The 16,851-nt window shown below is 68.5% G+C and carries 16 protein-coding genes; 6 read left to right on the forward strand and 10 right to left on the reverse strand.

What is annotated here, in order from left to right:
• Window positions 1-83: 83 nt before the first annotated feature.
• A complete protein-coding gene (locus C5F46_RS07150; RefSeq protein ID WP_107324677.1) occupies window positions 84-929 on the reverse strand; it encodes a methylated-DNA--[protein]-cysteine S-methyltransferase in 846 nt (281 codons plus the stop codon).
• Between the two features lie 120 nt (window positions 930-1,049).
• Here C5F46_RS07150 and nth point away from each other — a divergent pair, with 120 nt between their 5' ends.
• On the forward strand, window positions 1,050-1,694 hold the full coding sequence (nth, locus tag C5F46_RS07155; protein ID WP_107324678.1) for an endonuclease III: 645 nt from the start codon (window positions 1,050-1,052) through the stop codon (window positions 1,692-1,694).
• Window positions 1,691-2,683, forward strand: coding sequence for an adenosine kinase (locus C5F46_RS07160; protein WP_107324679.1), 993 nt, complete (start codon window positions 1,691-1,693; stop codon window positions 2,681-2,683). Before nth ends, C5F46_RS07160 begins: the two co-directional genes overlap by 4 nt.
• Here C5F46_RS07160 and C5F46_RS07165 read toward each other — a convergent pair.
• Entirely contained in the window at window positions 2,680-3,261 is a 582-nt protein-coding gene (locus C5F46_RS07165; protein ID WP_235820110.1) for a GNAT family N-acetyltransferase, read from the reverse strand. The two genes, C5F46_RS07160 and C5F46_RS07165, sit on opposite strands and share 4 nt — an antisense overlap.
• Complete coding sequence (gene mobA, locus C5F46_RS07170) at window positions 3,255-3,839, reverse strand: molybdenum cofactor guanylyltransferase MobA (RefSeq protein ID WP_107324680.1); 585 nt, start codon at window positions 3,837-3,839, stop codon at window positions 3,255-3,257. Before mobA ends, C5F46_RS07165 begins: the two co-directional genes overlap by 7 nt.
• Before the next feature lie 81 nt (window positions 3,840-3,920).
• Here mobA and C5F46_RS07175 point away from each other — a divergent pair, with 81 nt between their 5' ends.
• Complete coding sequence (locus C5F46_RS07175; protein ID WP_107324681.1) at window positions 3,921-4,631, forward strand: AzlC family ABC transporter permease; 711 nt, start codon at window positions 3,921-3,923, stop codon at window positions 4,629-4,631.
• Complete coding sequence (locus tag C5F46_RS07180; protein WP_107324682.1) at window positions 4,628-4,957, forward strand: AzlD domain-containing protein; 330 nt, start codon at window positions 4,628-4,630, stop codon at window positions 4,955-4,957. Before C5F46_RS07175 ends, C5F46_RS07180 begins: the two co-directional genes overlap by 4 nt.
• Here C5F46_RS07180 and C5F46_RS07185 read toward each other — a convergent pair.
• The 3 genes from C5F46_RS07185 to C5F46_RS07195 all read right to left on the reverse strand — a co-directional run bounded on the left by C5F46_RS07185 (window position 4,944) and on the right by C5F46_RS07195 (window position 8,467).
• The gene (locus C5F46_RS07185; protein WP_235820111.1) at window positions 4,944-5,591 is read right to left on the reverse strand and encodes a hypothetical protein; all 648 of its coding nucleotides are present in this window, start codon (window positions 5,589-5,591) and stop codon (window positions 4,944-4,946) included. The genes C5F46_RS07180 and C5F46_RS07185 overlap by 14 nt on opposite strands.
• Window positions 5,592-5,747: 156 nt before the next feature.
• On the reverse strand, window positions 5,748-6,779 hold the full coding sequence (locus tag C5F46_RS07190) for an MBL fold metallo-hydrolase (RefSeq protein WP_407947326.1): 1,032 nt from the start codon (window positions 6,777-6,779) through the stop codon (window positions 5,748-5,750).
• The gene (locus tag C5F46_RS07195) at window positions 6,776-8,467 is read right to left on the reverse strand and encodes an acyl-CoA dehydrogenase (RefSeq protein WP_107324683.1); all 1,692 of its coding nucleotides are present in this window, start codon (window positions 8,465-8,467) and stop codon (window positions 6,776-6,778) included. The genes C5F46_RS07190 and C5F46_RS07195 overlap by 4 nt, the downstream gene beginning before the upstream one ends.
• A 116-nt stretch (window positions 8,468-8,583) precedes the next feature.
• On the opposite strand from C5F46_RS07195, the gene C5F46_RS07200 reads away from it, so the two are divergent.
• The gene (locus tag C5F46_RS07200; protein WP_107324684.1) at window positions 8,584-9,540 is read left to right on the forward strand and encodes an L-threonylcarbamoyladenylate synthase; all 957 of its coding nucleotides are present in this window, start codon (window positions 8,584-8,586) and stop codon (window positions 9,538-9,540) included.
• 3 nt (window positions 9,541-9,543) lie between these two features.
• On the opposite strand, the gene C5F46_RS07205 is transcribed toward C5F46_RS07200, so the two are convergent.
• On the reverse strand, window positions 9,544-10,098 hold the full coding sequence (locus tag C5F46_RS07205; protein ID WP_107324685.1) for a YqgE/AlgH family protein: 555 nt from the start codon (window positions 10,096-10,098) through the stop codon (window positions 9,544-9,546).
• A gap of 138 nt (window positions 10,099-10,236) precedes the next feature.
• On the opposite strand from C5F46_RS07205, the gene C5F46_RS07210 reads away from it, so the two are divergent.
• The gene (locus tag C5F46_RS07210; protein ID WP_107324686.1) at window positions 10,237-11,040 is read left to right on the forward strand and encodes a protein-disulfide reductase DsbD domain-containing protein; all 804 of its coding nucleotides are present in this window, start codon (window positions 10,237-10,239) and stop codon (window positions 11,038-11,040) included.
• Here the strand turns inward: C5F46_RS07210 and C5F46_RS07215 are convergent.
• From C5F46_RS07215 to C5F46_RS07225, 3 genes are all read right to left on the reverse strand, one after another.
• On the reverse strand, window positions 11,021-14,374 hold the full coding sequence (locus C5F46_RS07215; protein WP_107324687.1) for an efflux RND transporter permease subunit: 3,354 nt from the start codon (window positions 14,372-14,374) through the stop codon (window positions 11,021-11,023). The genes C5F46_RS07210 and C5F46_RS07215 overlap by 20 nt on opposite strands.
• A 3-nt stretch (window positions 14,375-14,377) precedes the next feature.
• Window positions 14,378-15,850, reverse strand: a complete 1,473-nt coding sequence (locus C5F46_RS07220) for an efflux RND transporter periplasmic adaptor subunit (RefSeq protein WP_107324688.1) — start codon at window positions 15,848-15,850, stop codon at window positions 14,378-14,380.
• A 138-nt stretch (window positions 15,851-15,988) separates the two neighbouring features.
• Window positions 15,989-16,783: a uracil-DNA glycosylase gene (locus C5F46_RS07225; RefSeq protein WP_107324689.1), complete on the reverse strand. Its 795-nt coding sequence runs from the start codon at window positions 16,781-16,783 to the stop codon at window positions 15,989-15,991.
• Window positions 16,784-16,851: the final 68 nt, after the last annotated feature.

Here is a 16,851-nt window from a genome sequence, read left to right on the forward strand (position 1 = left end):
CCCGAAAGGAGCGTCTCACTGACTATATCAGAGGATCGTCGCAATGTGCGATGCCGTGCCTCCGGCGGGCAGGTTTCCGCCCATCACTTCGGCGCGATGGCATCGGCGCGCGCCGCCTCCCAGGCCAGCATCGCGCGTTTGACCGGCAGCCCCCAGTGATAACCGCCAAGGGCGCCGGTTTTGCGCAGCGCGCGGTGGCAAGGGATCAGCCAGGCCACCGGGTTGCGCCCCACCGCCGTGCCCACGGCGCGCACCGCACGGGGGCAGCCTATGGCGGCAGCGATGTCGCCATAGGTCGTGACGTGACCCGAGGGAATCGCCAGCAGCGCCTCCCAGACCTTGATCTGGAACGGCGCGCCGATCAGGTGCAACGCCGCCTCGCCTCGCCCACCCAGCGCCGCCTGCACCCAGGGTGCCAGCGCCGCGGGGGCATGGCGGAACGTGGCCGCCGGCCAGCGCACCGCCAGATCGGCAAAGGCTGCCTCACGCCCGATTTCGGCGGCAAAGGCCATGCCGCACAGGCCGCGGTCGGTGCCCATCGCCAGCACCTCGCCAAAGGGCGACGGGAACCAGCCCCAGCCGATCACCAGCCCCGCGCCGCCGCGCGCCACATCGCCCGGCGCCATCGCCTCCCACCGCAGAAACAGATCGTGCAGCCGCCCGCTGCCCGACAGCCCTGCGCGGTCGGCCACCTCGGCCAGCGGCAGGCGGCGGGCGATCAGTTCGCGCGCCAGATCAAGCGTCAGATATTGCTGATAGCGCTTCGGCGACACGCCAACCCAAGCCGTAAACAGCCGCTGGAAATGCGCCGGGCTCATCCCCAGACGCCCGGCCAGCGCCTCCAGCGTCAGGCCGGGGCCGGCGGCGTCGATCTCCTCCAGCGCGCGGGCAATGACGCGGTAGTGATAGCGGTCTTGCAGATCGTCCATCGGGCCCTCCTGCCCGCAGAATAGGCCCGCTGCACCGCCGCCGCGACCCGAAAGCTGCGCATTCGCGGCAGATGCGCGCGCCCCTTGCCGGGGCGGGGCGGGGCGGGCATACCGGGGGTCATGACACGCCAGTTGCCTTATGCCCAGATGCAGGACGTTTTCCGCCGCTTTCACGCGGTCGAGCCCGAACCGAAGGGCGAGCTGGAGCATGTCAACGCCTTTACCCTGCTGGTTGCCGTGGCCCTGTCGGCGCAGGCCACCGACGCGGGCGTGAACAAGGCCACGCGCGGGCTGTTCGCCATTGCCGACACGCCCGCAAAGATGCTGGCCCTGGGCGAAGAGGGGCTGATCGCGCATATCAAGACCATCGGCCTGTTCCGCAACAAGGCGAAAAACGTGATCCGGCTCAGCCAGATCCTGATCGAGCAGTTCGGCGGTCAGGTGCCCTCCAGCCGCGCGGCGCTGCAAAGCCTGCCAGGGGTTGGGCGCAAGACGGCGAATGTGGTGCTGAACATGTGGTTTCACCACCCCGCGCAGGCCGTCGATACCCATATCTTCCGCATCGGCAACCGCACCGGCATCTGCCCCGGCCGCGATGTGGAAACGGTCGAGCGGGCCATCGAGGACAACGTGCCCGTCGAATGGCAGCGCCACGCGCATCACTGGCTGATCCTGCATGGCCGCTACATCTGCACCGCGCGCAAGCCGCGCTGTGGCGACTGCCTGATCCGCGACATCTGCCTATATGAGGAGAAAACCCCGTGAAACGCTATCAGGTGGTGGGCATCGGCAATGCCATCGTCGATGTTCTGTCGCAGTCGGACGATGCCTTTCTGGACCGGATGGGCATTGGCAAGGGCATCATGCAACTGATCGACAGGGATCGGGCCGAGGCGCTGTATGACGCGATGGGCGCGCGCACAGAGGCGCCGGGCGGATCGGTCGCCAATACGATCGCGGGGCTGGGCAACCTTGGCCTGACCACCGCCTTTATCGGGCGCGTGCGCGACGATGCACTGGGCCGGTTCTATGCCGCCTCCATGGCCGCCGAGGGCACCGATTTCGTGAACCAGCCGGTGGCGGCTGCCGAGCTGCCCACCTCGCGCAGCATGATTTTTGTCACCCCTGACGGGGAACGCTCTATGAATACCTATCTGGGTGTCTCGGCCGATCTGGGCACCGAAGACGTGCCGCTGAATGTGGTAGAAAATACCGGGATCGTCTTTCTTGAGGGCTATCTGTTCGACAAGGATCACGGCAAGGCCGCGTTCCTCAAGGCCGCGCAGGGCTGCCGCCGGGGCGGCGGGCGCGCGGGCATCTCGTTGTCGGACCCGTTCTGCGTGGACCGCCACCGCGACAGCTTTCGCCGGCTGGTGCGCGACGAGATGGATTTTGTAATCGGCAACGAACACGAATGGGCTTCGCTGTATCAAACCGATGTCGAAACGGCCCTGGCACAGGCCGCGGCTGAGTGCGATCTGGTGGTCTGCACGCGCTCGGGCGCCGAGGTGGTGGTGATCGGCCAGGGCCAGCGGGTCGAGGTGCCGGTGCGCCGCGTGGTGCCGGTCGATGCGACCGGCGCGGGCGATCAGTTTGCCGCGGGCTTTCTCTACGGCATCGCCACAGGCCAAAGCCTTGAGGTCGCGGGCCGGATGGGCACACTGGCCGCCGCCGAGGTGATCGGCCATTTCGGCGCCCGCCCCGAAACCGACGTGAAGGCGATGTTCCGCGCCCAGGGGCTGATCATCAACTAAAGCCTGCGCACCATCACAAAGGTGCCGTGGAAATCGAACAAAAGGCGCGTCAGGCGGCTGGAGATCCGCCGCCTGACGGCAAAACCCAGCCGTTCATACAGCGCGCGGGCGCGGATGTTTTCCTCGACCACATCCAACCGCATCTCGGCATGGCCGCGCGCCCGCGCCTCGGTACACAGCGCCTCGATCAGGGCCGCGCCGATGCCTGCGCCGCGGTGATCGGGGCGCACCGCGATGCCATCGACGATAAAGCCATGTGCCACCGTCTCGCGCGCCAGAACCGACAGGCAGGCGCTGCGCCACAGCCCGCCAAAGGGGCCATAGACGGCGACCAGATCGCCCAGCCCGCCGCCAACAAAGGCCCCTTCCCAGGTGCGAAACCCGGCCACGCCCAACAGCGTGCCCTGGGGGCCGACCGCCACCAGAACATGATCGGCGGCGATCACCCGTTCGATAAAGGCCAGCGCGCGGGGCGCGGGGCCCATCACCCGGCCCAGCTTGCCCCCGAAGGCCAGCCAGTACAGCGCGGCCGCGGCGGCGCGCTGATCAGGGGCAAGGCCGCGGCGGATGCTTACCAAGGCGCGGCCTCCCTGACCCAGTCTTCGGCGCTTGCCAGATCCTCGGGCGTGTTGAGGTTGAAGAACGGATCGGGCGTGCCCGCAAAGCTGACCCGCGCCGCCCCATCCAGCGCGGCGCGCAGCCTCCGTTCGCCCGTATCCAGCCGGGCGACCAGCGCCGACCGGGCCGTCACCGGCCACAGCGCCACGGTAGGGTGATCGCGGCCCCGGCTTTCGGCAAAGGCCGCGCCGCCCACATCGGTCAGCCGCGTCACCAGATCGGCGGGCAGAAAGGGCGTATCGACCGGCACCGTGACCAGCGCCACGGCACCCTGCGCCACCGCCCAGTCAAGCCCCGCCAGCACTCCCGCCAAGGGCCCCTGCCCGGCCAGCCCCGGCGGATCGGGCAGCACCGGCCAGCCGAACCCTGCCAGCCGCGCAGGCGCGGACCCGCCCGACAGCGCCAGCACCGCCACCTGCGGCGCCAGCAGCGACGCGACGCGCGCCAGCAGCGGCTGCCCCGCCAGCCGCAGCAACGCCTTGTCGGCGCCCATCCGGCGGCTTTGCCCGCCCGCAAGGATCAGACCCGCAATCTTCATGCCCCCACCTGCTACGCCCCGCCTTGCATCCGCCAGCCCATCACCTATGACTGGCCCATCCCCTGCCGAAAGCCAAGCCGCATGTCCAACCGATCTGTTTCCGCCGCTTATTGGCAGGGCTTCCGCCATGGCTTGCCGTTTTTGCTGGTGATCGTGCCGTTCGGGCTTTTGTTCGGCGTGGCGGGCGCCGAAGCGGGGTTGAATCTGGCCGAGATCATGGGCTTTTCGGTGCTGGTGATCGCCGGGGCCTCACAGTTTACTGCGGTGCAACTGATGGCCGACAACGCGCCGGTTCTGGTGGTGCTGGCCACCTCTCTGGCGGTCAACCTGCGGATGGCGATGTATTCGGCCAGCCTGACCCCGCATCTGGGCGCGGCGCCGGGCTGGCAAAAGGCGCTGGTGGCCTATTTCATGGTCGACCAATCCTATGCGCTGGCGATTCAGGACTATGAGCGTCAACCAGACCGCAGCCTTGCTGAAAAGCTGGCCTATTACGCCGGGGCCTGTAGCCCGGTCTGCCCGCAATGGTATGTCTCGACCTGGGCGGGTGCCACACTGGGGCAGGCGATTCCGCCTGAATTCGCGCTGGATTTTGCGGTGCCCATCACCTTTCTGGCGATGCTCGCACCGATGCTGCGCAGTGCCGCCCATGTGGCAGCGGCGCTGGTGTCGGTCGGGCTGGCGCTGGCGCTGGCGTTTCTGCCCGCGGGGGTGGGACTGCTGATCGCCGCTGTCGCCGCCATGGTGACCGGCGCGCAGGTCGAACTGTGGATCGAAAGGCGCCGGGCATGACGTTCACCCCCCTCGAAATCTGGACGATCATTCTGGTGCTGGGGATCGGCACCTTTCTGCTGCGGTTTTCGTTTCTGGGCATGATCGGCAACCGACCGCTGCCCGAATGGGTGCTGCGCTATCTGCGTTATACGCCGGTGGCGGTGCTGCCGGGCCTTGTGGCGCCGCTGGTGATCTGGCCCTCGGGCACCGGGGGCGAGTTTGACCTGCCGCGCCTGCTTGCGGCGGTGGCCACCGTCGGCGCGGGGCTGATCACCCGCAACACGCTTGCGGGCATCATCGGCGGGCTGGCGGTGCTTTACCTGGGCCTGTTCACTCTACCCTAGAGCCCTGCCGGTGGCCGTTGGGCGCGACGATGCCCAGTTCCTCGGCCTTCTTCGCCTCGATCATCAGCACACCGGAATTGTTGTCGGGATCGCCGTCATAGTGATCCTTCAGCGTCGCCCCCGGCAGTTCGGCAAAGGCTTTGGAAATGCGCAGCGGCGAAAAGCCCCCCGGCATGGATTCAAACCCCGGCGTGGCGCGCAGCACATCGCCCACCGCATTGGCGCAGAACGCCTTGGGCGCGGCCCCGTTCGCCTCGGCGCGGGCGCGCATGATCTCTGCCACCTCAAGGCTGACCGGCACGCGCTGTTCGCGCACAAAGAACGTCTCACGGGCATGGTAGTCGATGTAGAAGGCGCGCATCCGGGGGGTGATGCCATAATGCACATCGTTCCGCTCCGGCACATAGGGGTGATACCAGGTGCCTGCCGGGTCAAACATCACCCGCTGCCTGCCATCGATCATCAGCGCCGAATGGCCGCCGCCGCCGGTGCGGGTGCTGATCACCGTGAACAGCGTGACCGAGGGCGGCTCGCCGCTGGAGTAGGAGGCGGCAGAAACTGCGGCATCAGGGGCCCAGACCGGCTCGGCGCCGCAGGCAGCCAGAGCGAGCGGGAACAGAAGACAAACCAGCATTCGGCGCATCGCGCAAACCTCCGGGTCAGCATGGGTGGCTTGCGCCAGTTCAAACACCACAAAGACGACAGTCGCAACACAAGGGCGTGAGACCGGTCAAAGAACGCAGTCGGGGTTTCGTTCGTGCAACAGATCGCGCGTGCGAAAATACGTGCCTCACACCCGCCGCCAGAACCAGACCCCGTCGCGCATCTCGCGCGCCGCCTCGCCGCGCAACAGCAGATGGTTCAGATGCGCCACCGCCTCGACCAGCGCAAGCGTATAGTCGGGCAGGCCGATCGGGCGCGCGAACAGCGGCGCAAAACACGCCACCGCCGTACGCGGGCTTGCCAGATGATCGCGCAGCCGGTCCAGCGCGCCGTGGTGGTTCTGGATCATCTGCCGCAGCCGCAGCGGCAGGCCGGTGAACGGCAGCTTGTGGCCGGGCAGCACCAGATGCCGGTCATCGGCGAATTCGGCCAGCCGCGCGCAACTGGCCAGCCAGTCGGCCACCGGGTCGGCCAGCGGTTCTGACGCGTAAACGCCAAGGTTGGCCGAAATGCCTGGCAATAGCTGATCGCCGCCGATCACCAGATCATCCTCCCGGCTCCAGAACGTCGCGTGTTCGGGGGCGTGGCCGTCACCCATCCGCAGCCTCCAGCGGCGCCCGGCCATGGTGATCTCCTGTCCCTCGGTAAGGCGGCGGAAACCGTAGGCCAACGGGTGGACCACATCGCAGAAGTTGAAGGGCCGTTCGGCGGCGCGGGTGGCAAGCTGGGCCGCATCCATCCCTGCGGCGCGCCAGAAGGCCATCGTCTCGGGCACCGGCAAGGGGTGTTCGTCCAGAACCAGCATCCGCGCCCACAGCCAGCTTGTGCGCGACATCCACACCTCGGCCCCGCGCGCCTGAAACCAGCCGGCAAGGCCCACATGGTCGGGGTGGTAATGGGTGACAACCACCCGCGTCACCGGCTTGCCTGCCAACGGCCCGGCCAGAAGCCCATCCCAGATCGCGCGCGATTTGCGAGTGTCCAGCCCTGGATCAACCACGGTCCAGCCATCGCCCTCGTCCAGCGCATAGGCGTTGACATGATCCAGCGCCATCGGCAGCGGCAGGCGCAGCCATAGCACACCGGGCGCAACCTCGACCGCGCCGCCGGGCGCCGGGGCCTCGGGCCAGGGGTGGCGGATCGGGGCGGGGGCGATCACGCCCCCAAATCCTCGGGGCTGAGCGCGTAAAGGCCCGCCGCGCCCTCGCGCGCCTCGGCCAGATGGGCGGCATAGGCGGGCAGCAGCCGGCGGATGTAAACGGCAGCCAGCGCCGTGCGCGGGCCAGTGCCGCCCTCGGACACGGCGGCCTTGAGGTGATAATGCGCCCCCAGCACGCGGGCAAAGGCCATCAGGTAGGGCACCGCCCCGGCGAAACGGTCCTGGCTGCCCTGCCCCAGCAACCATTCGGTCGCCTCGCGCAGCGTTTCGGCGGCCGACCACACATCACCGGCAAGCTGCGGCAGCGCGGCCCGCGCCCCCTCGGCCCCGTCCTCGATTTCCTGCAACAGCCGGAACGCGGCCTCGCCGCCGTCGGCCATCTTGCGGCCGACAAGGTCCATCGCCTGAATGCCGTTGGTGCCCTCATAGATCGCGGTCACACGCACATCGCGGCTGAATTGCGCGGCACCGGTTTCCTCCACATAGCCCATGCCGCCATGCACCTGCACACCCATCTCGGACACGCGAATGCCGGTTTCGGTGCCGTAGGCCTTGGCGATCGGCGTCAGAAACGCCGCGCGCCCGGCCCAGTCGGCCTCTCCCGTCGCGCGGGACATATCGAGCGCCACGGCGCAGGCCAGCGCGATGGACCGTGCGGCAAAGACCTCGGCCTTCATCGTGGCCAGCATCCGCCGCACGTCGGCATGGCCGATGATCGGCCCCATCTGGGCGCGGTCGCGGGCATAGTCCACCGCCTTTTGACAGGCCGCCTCGGCCACGCCGATGCCCTGCACCCCCACCGCAAGGCGGGCATTGTTCATCATCGTGAACATCGCCGCCATCCCCTTGCCGGGCGCATCGACAAGCCAGCCGGTGGCCCCTTCAAAGGCCATCACGCAGGTAGGCGACCCGTGCAGGCCCATCTTGTGTTCCAGGCTGACAACCTTGAGGCTGTTGGCCCTGCCGGGGTTGCCCTTTGCATCCGGCAGGAATTTGGGCACCATGAACAGGCTGATCCCCTTGGTGCCCGGCGCCGCATCGGGCAGCCGCGCCAGCACCAGATGACAGACGTTTGCGGTGACATCGCTGTCACCCCAACTGATATAGATCTTCTGGCCGGTGATCGCATAGGTGCCGTCGCCGTTCGGGTCGGCCTTGCTGCGCAAGGCGCCCACATCACTGCCTGCCTGCGGCTCGGTCAGGTTCATCGTGCCCGACCATTCCCCGGAAATCAGCTTTGGCAGATACAGCGCCTGCATCTCGGGGCTGGCGTGATGCTCCAGCGCCTCGATCTGGCCCTGGGTCAGCAGCGGGTTCAGTTGCAGCGCAAGGCAGGCGCCCGACATCATGTCGTTCACCGCCATGTTGATCGCCTGCGGCAGGCCCATGCCGCCAAAGGCCACCGGGGCCGCAGTGCCAACCCAGCCGCCCTCGGCAATCGCGCGGTAGCCCTCGGCAAAGCCGGGGCTTGCGCGCACGACGCCGTTTTCCAGCCGCGCCCCGCGCAGATCACCCGCGCGGTTCAGCGGCGCCATCACCTCGTCGCACAGACGGCCCGCCTCGGTCAGGATCGCCTCGACGGTTTCGGGCTGCGCCTCGGCAAAGCGTTCGGTGGCCGCGACGGGGGCCAGCGGCACGACATGGGACAGGATGAAACGAAACTCGCCCACGGGCGACCGATACGGCATGGCAACTCTCCCTAACGCCTTGGCAAGTGCGAACCCGGCGCGTATGTCGTGACTGGTCAGGGCAGATTACCGCAAGGTCAAGCCCCATCAACCCCAACGCCGCGTCACAGCCCGAGATGACCCTGAAAACAGAGATATTGCAGCCCGATGCGCCGGGGCTTGCCCGCGCCGCTGCGGTCCTTGGCGCCGGGGAGCTTGTCGCCTTTCCGACGGAAACGGTCTACGGGCTGGGCGGCGATGCGCGCTCTGACATGGCGGTGGCGCGGATATTTGAGGCCAAGGGGCGGCCCCGGTTCAACCCGCTGATCGTGCATGTCCCCGATCTGGACACCGCCCGCCAGATCGCGGTGTTCGATGCGCAGGCCGAACGGCTGGCGGCGGCCTTCTGGCCGGGGCCGCTGACGTTGGTGCTGCCGCTGCGGCCCGAGGCCGGGATTTCGGCCCTTGTCACCGCAGGGCTGAAAACCGTGGCGATCCGGCTGCCCGCACATCCGGTGGCGCAGGCGCTGCTGCGTGCCTTTGGCGGGCCGCTGGCCGCGCCCTCGGCCAACCCTTCGGGCAAGGTCAGCCCGACGCGTGCGGCGCATGTGGCCGAGGGGCTGGCAGGCCGGATCGCCGCTGTTCTGGATGGCGGCGCCTGCGCAGTGGGGGTGGAATCGACGATCCTAGCCCTGTCCCCGCCCATCCTGCTGCGCCCCGGCGGGGTGCCTGCCGAGGCGATCGAGGCGTTGATTGGCGCGCCCCTTGCCGCCGGCGGCGATGCGGCAAAGCCCTCGGCGCCGGGGCAACTGGCCTCGCATTATGCGCCCGGCGCGGCGGTTCGGCTGGGCGTCACGCGGCCCGAGGCGGGCGAGGTCTGGCTGGGCTTTGGCCCCGATTGCGCGGGCGCCGATCTGAACCTGTCGCCCGCGGGCGATCTGGTTGAGGCTGCGGCGACGCTGTTTCATGCGCTGCGCGAGGCTGATCGTCTGGCAGGCCCCGCGGGCCGCATCGCGGTGGCGCCGGTGCCCGAAACCGGCCTTGGCCGCGCCATCAATGACCGCCTGCGCCGGGCCGCAGCCCCCCGGCCCTAGGCGTCAGGCCCGCCCGGCGGTGGCCGACAGGCTGATCGGGTCCACCCCCAGCGCACGCAGCGCCGCCTCCCATTTCGTGGCATTCGGTTTGGCAAAGATCAGTTCGGGGTCAGCCTCGGCGGTCAGCCAGCCGTTTTCCAGAATCTCGGCGTCAAGCTGACCCGGCCCCCACCCGGCATAACCCAGCGCCAGCAGCGCCCGCCGCGGGCCGCGCCCCGCCGCGATATCGCCCAGAATATCGCGCGTCGAGGTCATCGCCAGATCGGGGCCAAGCCACATCGTGCCCTCGGCCCCGAACCATTCACCCGAATGCAGCACAAAGCCGCGCCCGGTTTCCATCGGCCCGCCAAACTGCACCGGCAGGTCGGGCACATCGGCGCGCTGCGGCAGGCCCAACTGGTCCAGCAGATCGGCAAAGCGCAACTGCGGCGCGGGCTTGTTCACGATCAGCCCCATCGCGCCGGTGTCGGAATAAGCGCACAGCATCACGACCGCATGAGCAAAGCGCGGGTCGCCCATGCCGGGCATCGCGATCAGGAATTTTCCGCTCAGATCCATGCAACCCTGCCTTTCACCTTACCATTGCGCGACCGTGACTGCGGCGCAAGGGGCGGCCTGTGGCATCAGCGCACAGCCCCGCACCGCTGGCGCGTTTGTGACTTTGCAGTGCGGCACCCGCAGGGGTAAGCCCATGTCATGCAGATCTTTCACCCCGCCCTGTGCGCCACCCTCGTTGCGCTACACTTTTTGGCCACGCCCGCCACGGCCGACGATCTGCCGCCGGGCATGACCGCGGCCGGGCTGCGCAGCGGTTGGCAGACCGCGACAGGCAGCCACATGTCGGCGCTGCATGTGCAACTGGCCGGGGGCTGGAAAACCTACTGGCGCGCACCGGGCGAGGCGGGCGTGCCGCCGCAGTTCGACTGGGCCGGGTCTGACAATGTGGCATCGGTGGCGGTGCATTGGCCCCGCCCGCAGGTCTTTGAAACCAACGGAATGCGCACCGTGGGTTACCGGCACGAGATGATCCTGCCGCTGGAGATCACTCCCGCCGACCCGACCCGCCCGGTGCGCCTGTCCGCCTCGGTCGAAATGGGCATCTGCGACCATATCTGCGTGCCCGTCCTGCTTGATCTGGCGGCCGAAATCACCGGGCCGGGCGCACCCGACCCCATCATTGCCGCCGCGCTCAAGGCCCGGCCCGAACCGCACCCCGGCGCCGCCCGCTGCACACTGGCGCCGATTGCCGACGGCATGCATGTGCGCGCCGAAATCGACCTGCCGCCGATGGGCGTGGGCGAGGTGGCGCTGATTGAATTGCGCGGTCGGCCGGTCTGGGTTTCTGACCCGGTGACGCATCGCCGCGGCGGACGGCTGATTTCCGAGGCCGACATGGTGCCCGACAGCGCAAGCCCGTTTGCGGTCAACCCCGACGATCTGGTCATCACCATTCTGGGCGAGGGCGGTCAGGCCATCGAGATCAGCGGCTGCCCCGGATAGCCGGGCGCCGCAGCCGCGGCACGATCAGCCTGGCCGCCACCGCCGCCACCAGCGCAAAGACCGCAAAGACCGCAAAAGCCGCGCCCATCCCGCCGCCCGTCAGCATCGCCCGGCCCAAAGTGGCGGCAAAGCCCAGCGCCAGAACCATTGCCACAGACCCCAGCGCCATCCGCAGCCCCGGCACCCGCACCGCGCGCCGCAAGGCCCGCGTCTGGCGCCCGAAATCCTGCTGCACTGCCAGAATTGCAGGCACCACGATCAGCACCAGAACCATGCCAAACCCCAGCCCATAGACCAGCGTGATGACCGTGGGTTTCAGAAACAGCGCCGCACTGGAGCGTTCATAGAGCATCGGCGCAAGCCCCAAAACCGTGGTCGCCGTGGTCAGAAACACCGGGCGCAGACGGTCGCTGACGGCATCGACGATGGCGGGCACCAGCCCGCGGGTCTGGGCATATTCATCAACGGTCGAAACCAGAACGATCGCATCGTTGATGATGATCCCCACCATTCCGATCAGCCCCACGACCGCAAACATCGACAGCGGCAGACCCCAGAACCAGTGCCCCCAGATCGCCCCGATCAGCCCGAAGGGAATGACCGCCATCACCACAATCGGCCGTGTCCAACTGGAAAAGATCCAGGCCAGCACGATGAAGATGCCGATCAGGCACAGCGCCAGCCCCACCATGGCATCGGCCATGAAATCGCGTTCCTGTTCCGCCATGCCCGAAAGCTGCCAGGCCACGCCGAAATCTTCCGACAGGCGCGGCAGGATCGTGCCGGTCAGTTCGTCGGTGATCTGCGTGGCGCGTTCGGCGTTGTCTTCGGACAGATCGCCCGTGACCGCCACCAGACGCAGCCCGTTTTCGCGGCGGATGGTGGAAAAGCCCGTCTTCACATCGACCTGCACGATATCGGCCAGCGGCACCCAGGCGCCCGACGGGGTGCGCAGGCGCAGCCGTTCGGTGAAATCGGCGGCCAGTTCACCCTCGGGCAGTTCCACCCGGATCGCGGCGCTGCGGGTGCCGTCGGGGTAGGTGGCGGCCTCGATCCCGTTCAGGCGGTGGCGCAACTCGCGCGCCAGCCCCTCCATGGTAAAGCCCAGGGCCGCACCCTGCGGTGTCAGGTCAAGGATCAGTTCTTCCTTGTCATAGGCCAGATTGTCTTCGACCGCCGAAATCTCGGGATAGGCAGCCAGCGCCGCCTTCAGCGCCTCTGCCGCCTCTTTCAGGGTGCGCGATTCAGCACCCGACAATTGCACCGACAGCCCGTCACTGCTGGGCCCCATGCGGAAGCTGCGGAACGACAATTCCTCCAGCGCGGGGTGGCGCGGCGCCTCGTCTTGCAGCCGGGCAATGAATTCGGCCGATGAAAAGGGGCGCAGATCGGGGTCGATCAGCTCGATGGAAACTGCGCCCAGCAGGTCGGCATCCTTGGTGTCGGCGCCCGCCAGCGGGCGGCCCGAATTGCCGCCGATCTCGGCGATGGCATATTCCACCGGGTTCACGCCATGCTCGGCCTCATAGGCGGCGCCGACACGCGTCACCGCCTCTTGCAGGCCGCGCATCATGGCCAGCGTATCGGCCCGTTCGGCGCCCGGCAGCATGGCAAAATTGCCAACGACGCTGCCCTGTTCGGGCGCGTTGAAGAACCGCCACTGCACCTTGCCCGAAATGACCAGCCCGACCTGCGACGCCAACAGCGCCACCGCAGCCGCCAGCACCACATAGCGCGCGCGAATGACGAGTTGCGTAACCGGGCGCATCACGCGGTGCCGCAACCAGTCAAAACCGCGGTTGACCTGCCGCGAGGGCCAGTCGAACCATTCCTCGCGCGCGGCGCGCATCAGCGCATGGCCCATGTGGTTGGGCAGGATCAAAAAGCACTCGACCAGCGAGGCCGCCAGAACCGCGATCACCGTGAAAGGAATGTCCTTGATCGTGTTGCCCATCTGCCCGCCGATCACGGCAAGACCGCCAAAGGCGATGATCGTGGTGATGGTCGAGGCAAAGACCGGGGCAAGCATCCGCCGGGCGCCGTTTTCGGCAGCCAGCATCGGCGGCTCGCCCAGATGACGGGCGCGGAAATCGGCGTGTTCGCCCACCACGATGGCATCATCGACCACGATCCCCAGCGTGATGATCAGCGCAAAGATCGAGATCATGTTCAGCGTCAGCCCGGCCATATGCATCGCCGCAATCGCCGCCAGCATCGACACCGGAATCCCCGCCGCCACCCAAAAGGCGGTGCGCGCGTTCAGGAACAGAAACAGCAGGCCCACCACCAAAACCAGCCCCATCGCGGCGTTCTTGACCAGCAGGTCGATCCGCGCGCTGATCGCCTCTGACCGGGTGCGGATCAATTCGATCGTGACCGCCTCGGGCAGGCTCAGCTTCATCTCGGCAATCACCGCCTCGACCTGCCGCTGAATCTTGATCGCGTCGCCCTGATCGCTGCGCGCCACGTTGATCGTCACCGCCGGGTCAGTGCCGACGAAATAGGCCCGCGCGCGATCCGCCCCCTCCGAGCGGATGGTGGCGACATCGCCCAGCGTCACCTTGGAGCCGTCGTCATTGGCCCGCAACACCAGCCCGGCCAGTTGTTCGGGGCTGCGCTTTTCCTGCCCCGTTCGCACCCGAGCCTGACCGGCGGCCACATCGCCTGCGGGCGCCGTAGCGGCCTCGGCGGCGATCACCGCGGCAATCTCGGCCATGCTCAGGTCATGGCGGATCAGTTGCAGCGAGGGCACCTCGACCACCACCTCGGGCGCGGCAATGCCCCGCACCGCAGTGCGCGTCACCCCCACCGCATAAAGGCGCACCAGCAGTTCGTCGGCCATCCGGCCCAATTGGTCCAGCGGCAGCGGGCCGGTGATGACCACATCGGTCACCGTATCGCGCCACACCCCGCGCGTGACCTCGGGGGGCTCGGCATCGGCGGGCAGGTCGTCGGCAAGGTTCAGCGCAGCCTCGACATCATCGACGGCCCGGCCCATGTCCCAGCCCGGCTCGAACTCCAACTCGATCAGGGCCTTGCCCTCCGAGGCGCGCGAGGTGGTGCTTTCCACCCCCTCCACCACCAGAAGCGAGGGCTCCAACACCTGCACGATGGCGCGGTCCACGTCTTCGGCGCCGGCCCCCTCCCAGATCACCGAGACCGAGACTTCCTGCACGACGCTGTCAGGAAAGAACTGCGCGCGCATCCGCGGCAGGGCGGCCAGCCCCGCCACGATCATCACCACCAGAACGATATTGGCCAGCGTGCGATGGCGGGTAAAGGTGGCGATCAGGCCGCGCGCGGGGGGCAGTGCCGTCATGTCGATGCGAGCCATAGGCTAGCCCCCCATCCGCTGTTCCAGCCGCTCGATCACCTGTGCGGGCACTTCGTCTTGTGCCAGTTGCGCCAGAATCCGGGCCTTGGCCTCGGCGGGCATGTTCGGGTTGGCCTCGACGAAGGCAATCAGCTGCGCCCGCCGCTCGGGGCTGAGCGCGATGCGGTCCGGCGCGGGCGCGGCGATCGCACCGCCGCCGCCCTGCACCCCGCGCAGCGGGCGCAGCTTCAGACCCGCGCCCAGCAGCGGCGTGCGTTCGGCCACGATCTCGCGCCCGGCCAACGCCGTGGCGCGCACGATCACATCATCGACCTGACGGCGCAGCACCTCGACCGCGGCTTCTTCCAGCCGGTCATCGGCGCCCAGCACCAGCACCTGCCCCGCCGCATCAACCGCCGTGGCGGGCAACAGCGCCACCTGCGCCAGTTCCGGCTCGGCCAGCCGCACGGTCACGAAATCGCCTGCGCGAAAGCCTGCCGCGCCCGCCTCGATTTGCGCATACAAAAGCCGCCCCGTCAGCCCCTCGCCCACCGCGGCGCCAACCCGCATCAGCCGCGCGGCGGCCACAAGCTCGGTGCCGCCCAGATCCAGCGCCACCTCGGCCCGCGCCGGGGCCAGCGCGCCCTTGGCATCCAGCAGCCGGGCATATTGCGCGTTCGACACCCGGAAGGCCACCTCAAGGGCCGCCGGGTCGATCAGCTCACCCAGCTTTTCATTGGTCGAAACCAGCCCGCCCCGCACCGCCGATACGCCCGACAATTGCCCGTCGAATTCGGCGCGCAGTTCGGTGTCGGCCAGCTTGCGTTCCGCCTCGGTCAAGGCGATCTTTTCGCGCTCCAGCGTATTTTCGGCCCGGTCCAGCGCCGCCTCGGCCTGCGACAGCGCCGAGCGGCGCGACAGCACGGCCTGCGCGGCGGCGCTGGCGGCCAGTTCGGCGGTTTCGGTATCGGCCGCCTTGCCCAGGCCAAGGGTATTCAGATTCTGCTGCCGCGCCATCGCCTGATCGCGCAGGCGCGCCTGTTCCACCGCCGCCGCCAGATCGTCGCGCGCGATCAGCAACGCGCGGCGCGCCTCGGCCAGGGCCGCTTCGGCCTCGGCCAATGCGGCGCGCTGGCTGTCGCGCGCCGCCGTTGCCTCGGCCGGGTCGATGCGCATCAACAGATCGCCCCGGCGCACCGCCGCGCCATCTTCGAACGCCTCGGCCAGATCAAGAACCGTTCCCGAGGCAGCAGCGCGCAGTTCCAGCCTGCGGCGGCTTTCAATCTGGCCGAAGGCGGTCAGTTCCGGGGTCAGCGTTTCCAGCCGCACGGTCAGCACATCGGCCGAAAACACCCGTTCGCGCGCCATCATCGGTGGGGCATCGGCAGCGCGCCGGGTTTCCACCGCCGACATGATCTGCCAGCCCGCCAACACCAGCAGCGCCAGCGTCAGCGCAACCCCCAAAAGCCCCATCAGACTGCGCGTCAGAAACCGCATCGGCCCTCGCCCTTCGCTACTGCGGGCAAAAGCCCCGCCTTGCCGCTGTTTTCGGATGTAGTGCCATTCCCGCCTAGAACCAGAGCGGCCCCCGTGCAACGTGCCACGGCGCCGCTTCCGTCGCCGATCACGAGGATGTCAGGCCTCCAGAGCCGCGCGCAAGGCCAGCAGGTCAGCCCAGGCCTCGCGCTTGGCGGCGGGCTGGCGCAACAGATAAGCCGGGTGCGTCATCGGCAGGGCGGGTCGCCCAAACGCCGTGGCCCAGGTTCCGCGCAGCCGCAGGATGCCGCGCTGGCCCAGCGCCGCGGCGCAGGGGGTGTTGCCCATCAGCACGATCAGCTTTGGCGCCACCAGGTCCACATGCCGGGCCAGAAACGGCAGGAACATGGCGATCTCGGCAGGGTCGGGGTCGCGGTTGCCGGGCGGGCGCCACGGCAAGACGTTGGTGATGTAAACCGCCTGCGCCGGGTCGGTGGACTGACGCGACAAGCCGATGGCCGCCAGCATCCGGTCCAGCAACTGGCCAGCGCGGCCCACAAAGGGGCGGCCTGCGATGTCCTCCTCGCGGCCCGGCGCCTCGCCGATCACCATGACGCGGGCGGCGGGGTTGCCATCGGCAAAGACACAGGACCGAGCGCCCTTTTTCAACTCGCAGAGATCGAAGGCTGCCATAGCGGCGGCCAGCGCCGCCAGATCGCCCGCCGCGGCCGCAGCCGCGCGCGCCGCCGCCACCGGGTCGGCAGCGATCACGGGCGCGGCGGCAGGTGCGGGGGCATCCGCCGGAACCGGCGCCGCGGCACGTGGCGCAGGGTCCAGATCATAGCGGTTCAGCGGCACGTCCAGCATCGCCTCATCGGCGCCCATCTCGCGCTGCCACTCATACAAGGCAAGCGCGGTGGCCAGATCAAGGTCGGGGGCAGCGGCGTGGATCATGGCGCAAGGCTAGGCCCTTGCCCGACCAACGGCAAGCCGATGCCGCTTGCCAGCCCCTGCCCCCTTTG

This window comes from Phaeovulum veldkampii DSM 11550 (genome assembly GCF_003034995.1).
GTDB lineage: Bacteria > Pseudomonadota > Alphaproteobacteria > Rhodobacterales > Rhodobacteraceae > Phaeovulum > Phaeovulum veldkampii.

Bases quoted from the DNA above. Each gene is read 5' to 3' on its own strand.
- C5F46_RS07200 (WP_107324684.1), top strand. From the start codon at position 8,584: ATGACCCTGAAAACAGAGATATTGCAGCCCGATGCGCCGGGGCTTGCC.
- C5F46_RS07220 (WP_107324688.1), bottom strand. From the start codon at position 15,850: ATGCGGTTTCTGACGCGCAGTCTGATGGGGCTTTTGGGGGTTGCGCTG.
- C5F46_RS07180 (WP_107324682.1), top strand. From the start codon at position 4,628: ATGACGTTCACCCCCCTCGAAATCTGGACGATCATTCTGGTGCTGGGG.
- C5F46_RS07215 (WP_107324687.1), bottom strand. From the start codon at position 14,374: ATGGCTCGCATCGACATGACGGCACTGCCCCCCGCGCGCGGCCTGATC.
- C5F46_RS07185 (WP_235820111.1), bottom strand. From the start codon at position 5,591: ATGCTGGTTTGTCTTCTGTTCCCGCTCGCTCTGGCTGCCTGCGGCGCC.
- C5F46_RS07210 (WP_107324686.1), top strand. From the start codon at position 10,237: ATGCAGATCTTTCACCCCGCCCTGTGCGCCACCCTCGTTGCGCTACAC.
- C5F46_RS07225 (WP_107324689.1), bottom strand. From the start codon at position 16,783: ATGATCCACGCCGCTGCCCCCGACCTTGATCTGGCCACCGCGCTTGCC.
- C5F46_RS07195 (WP_107324683.1), bottom strand. From the start codon at position 8,467: ATGCCGTATCGGTCGCCCGTGGGCGAGTTTCGTTTCATCCTGTCCCAT.
- mobA (WP_107324680.1), bottom strand. From the start codon at position 3,839: ATGAAGATTGCGGGTCTGATCCTTGCGGGCGGGCAAAGCCGCCGGATG.
- C5F46_RS07205 (WP_107324685.1), bottom strand. From the start codon at position 10,098: ATGGATCTGAGCGGAAAATTCCTGATCGCGATGCCCGGCATGGGCGAC.
- C5F46_RS07150 (WP_107324677.1), bottom strand. From the start codon at position 929: ATGGACGATCTGCAAGACCGCTATCACTACCGCGTCATTGCCCGCGCG.
- C5F46_RS07175 (WP_107324681.1), top strand. From the start codon at position 3,921: ATGTCCAACCGATCTGTTTCCGCCGCTTATTGGCAGGGCTTCCGCCAT.
- nth (WP_107324678.1), top strand. From the start codon at position 1,050: ATGACACGCCAGTTGCCTTATGCCCAGATGCAGGACGTTTTCCGCCGC.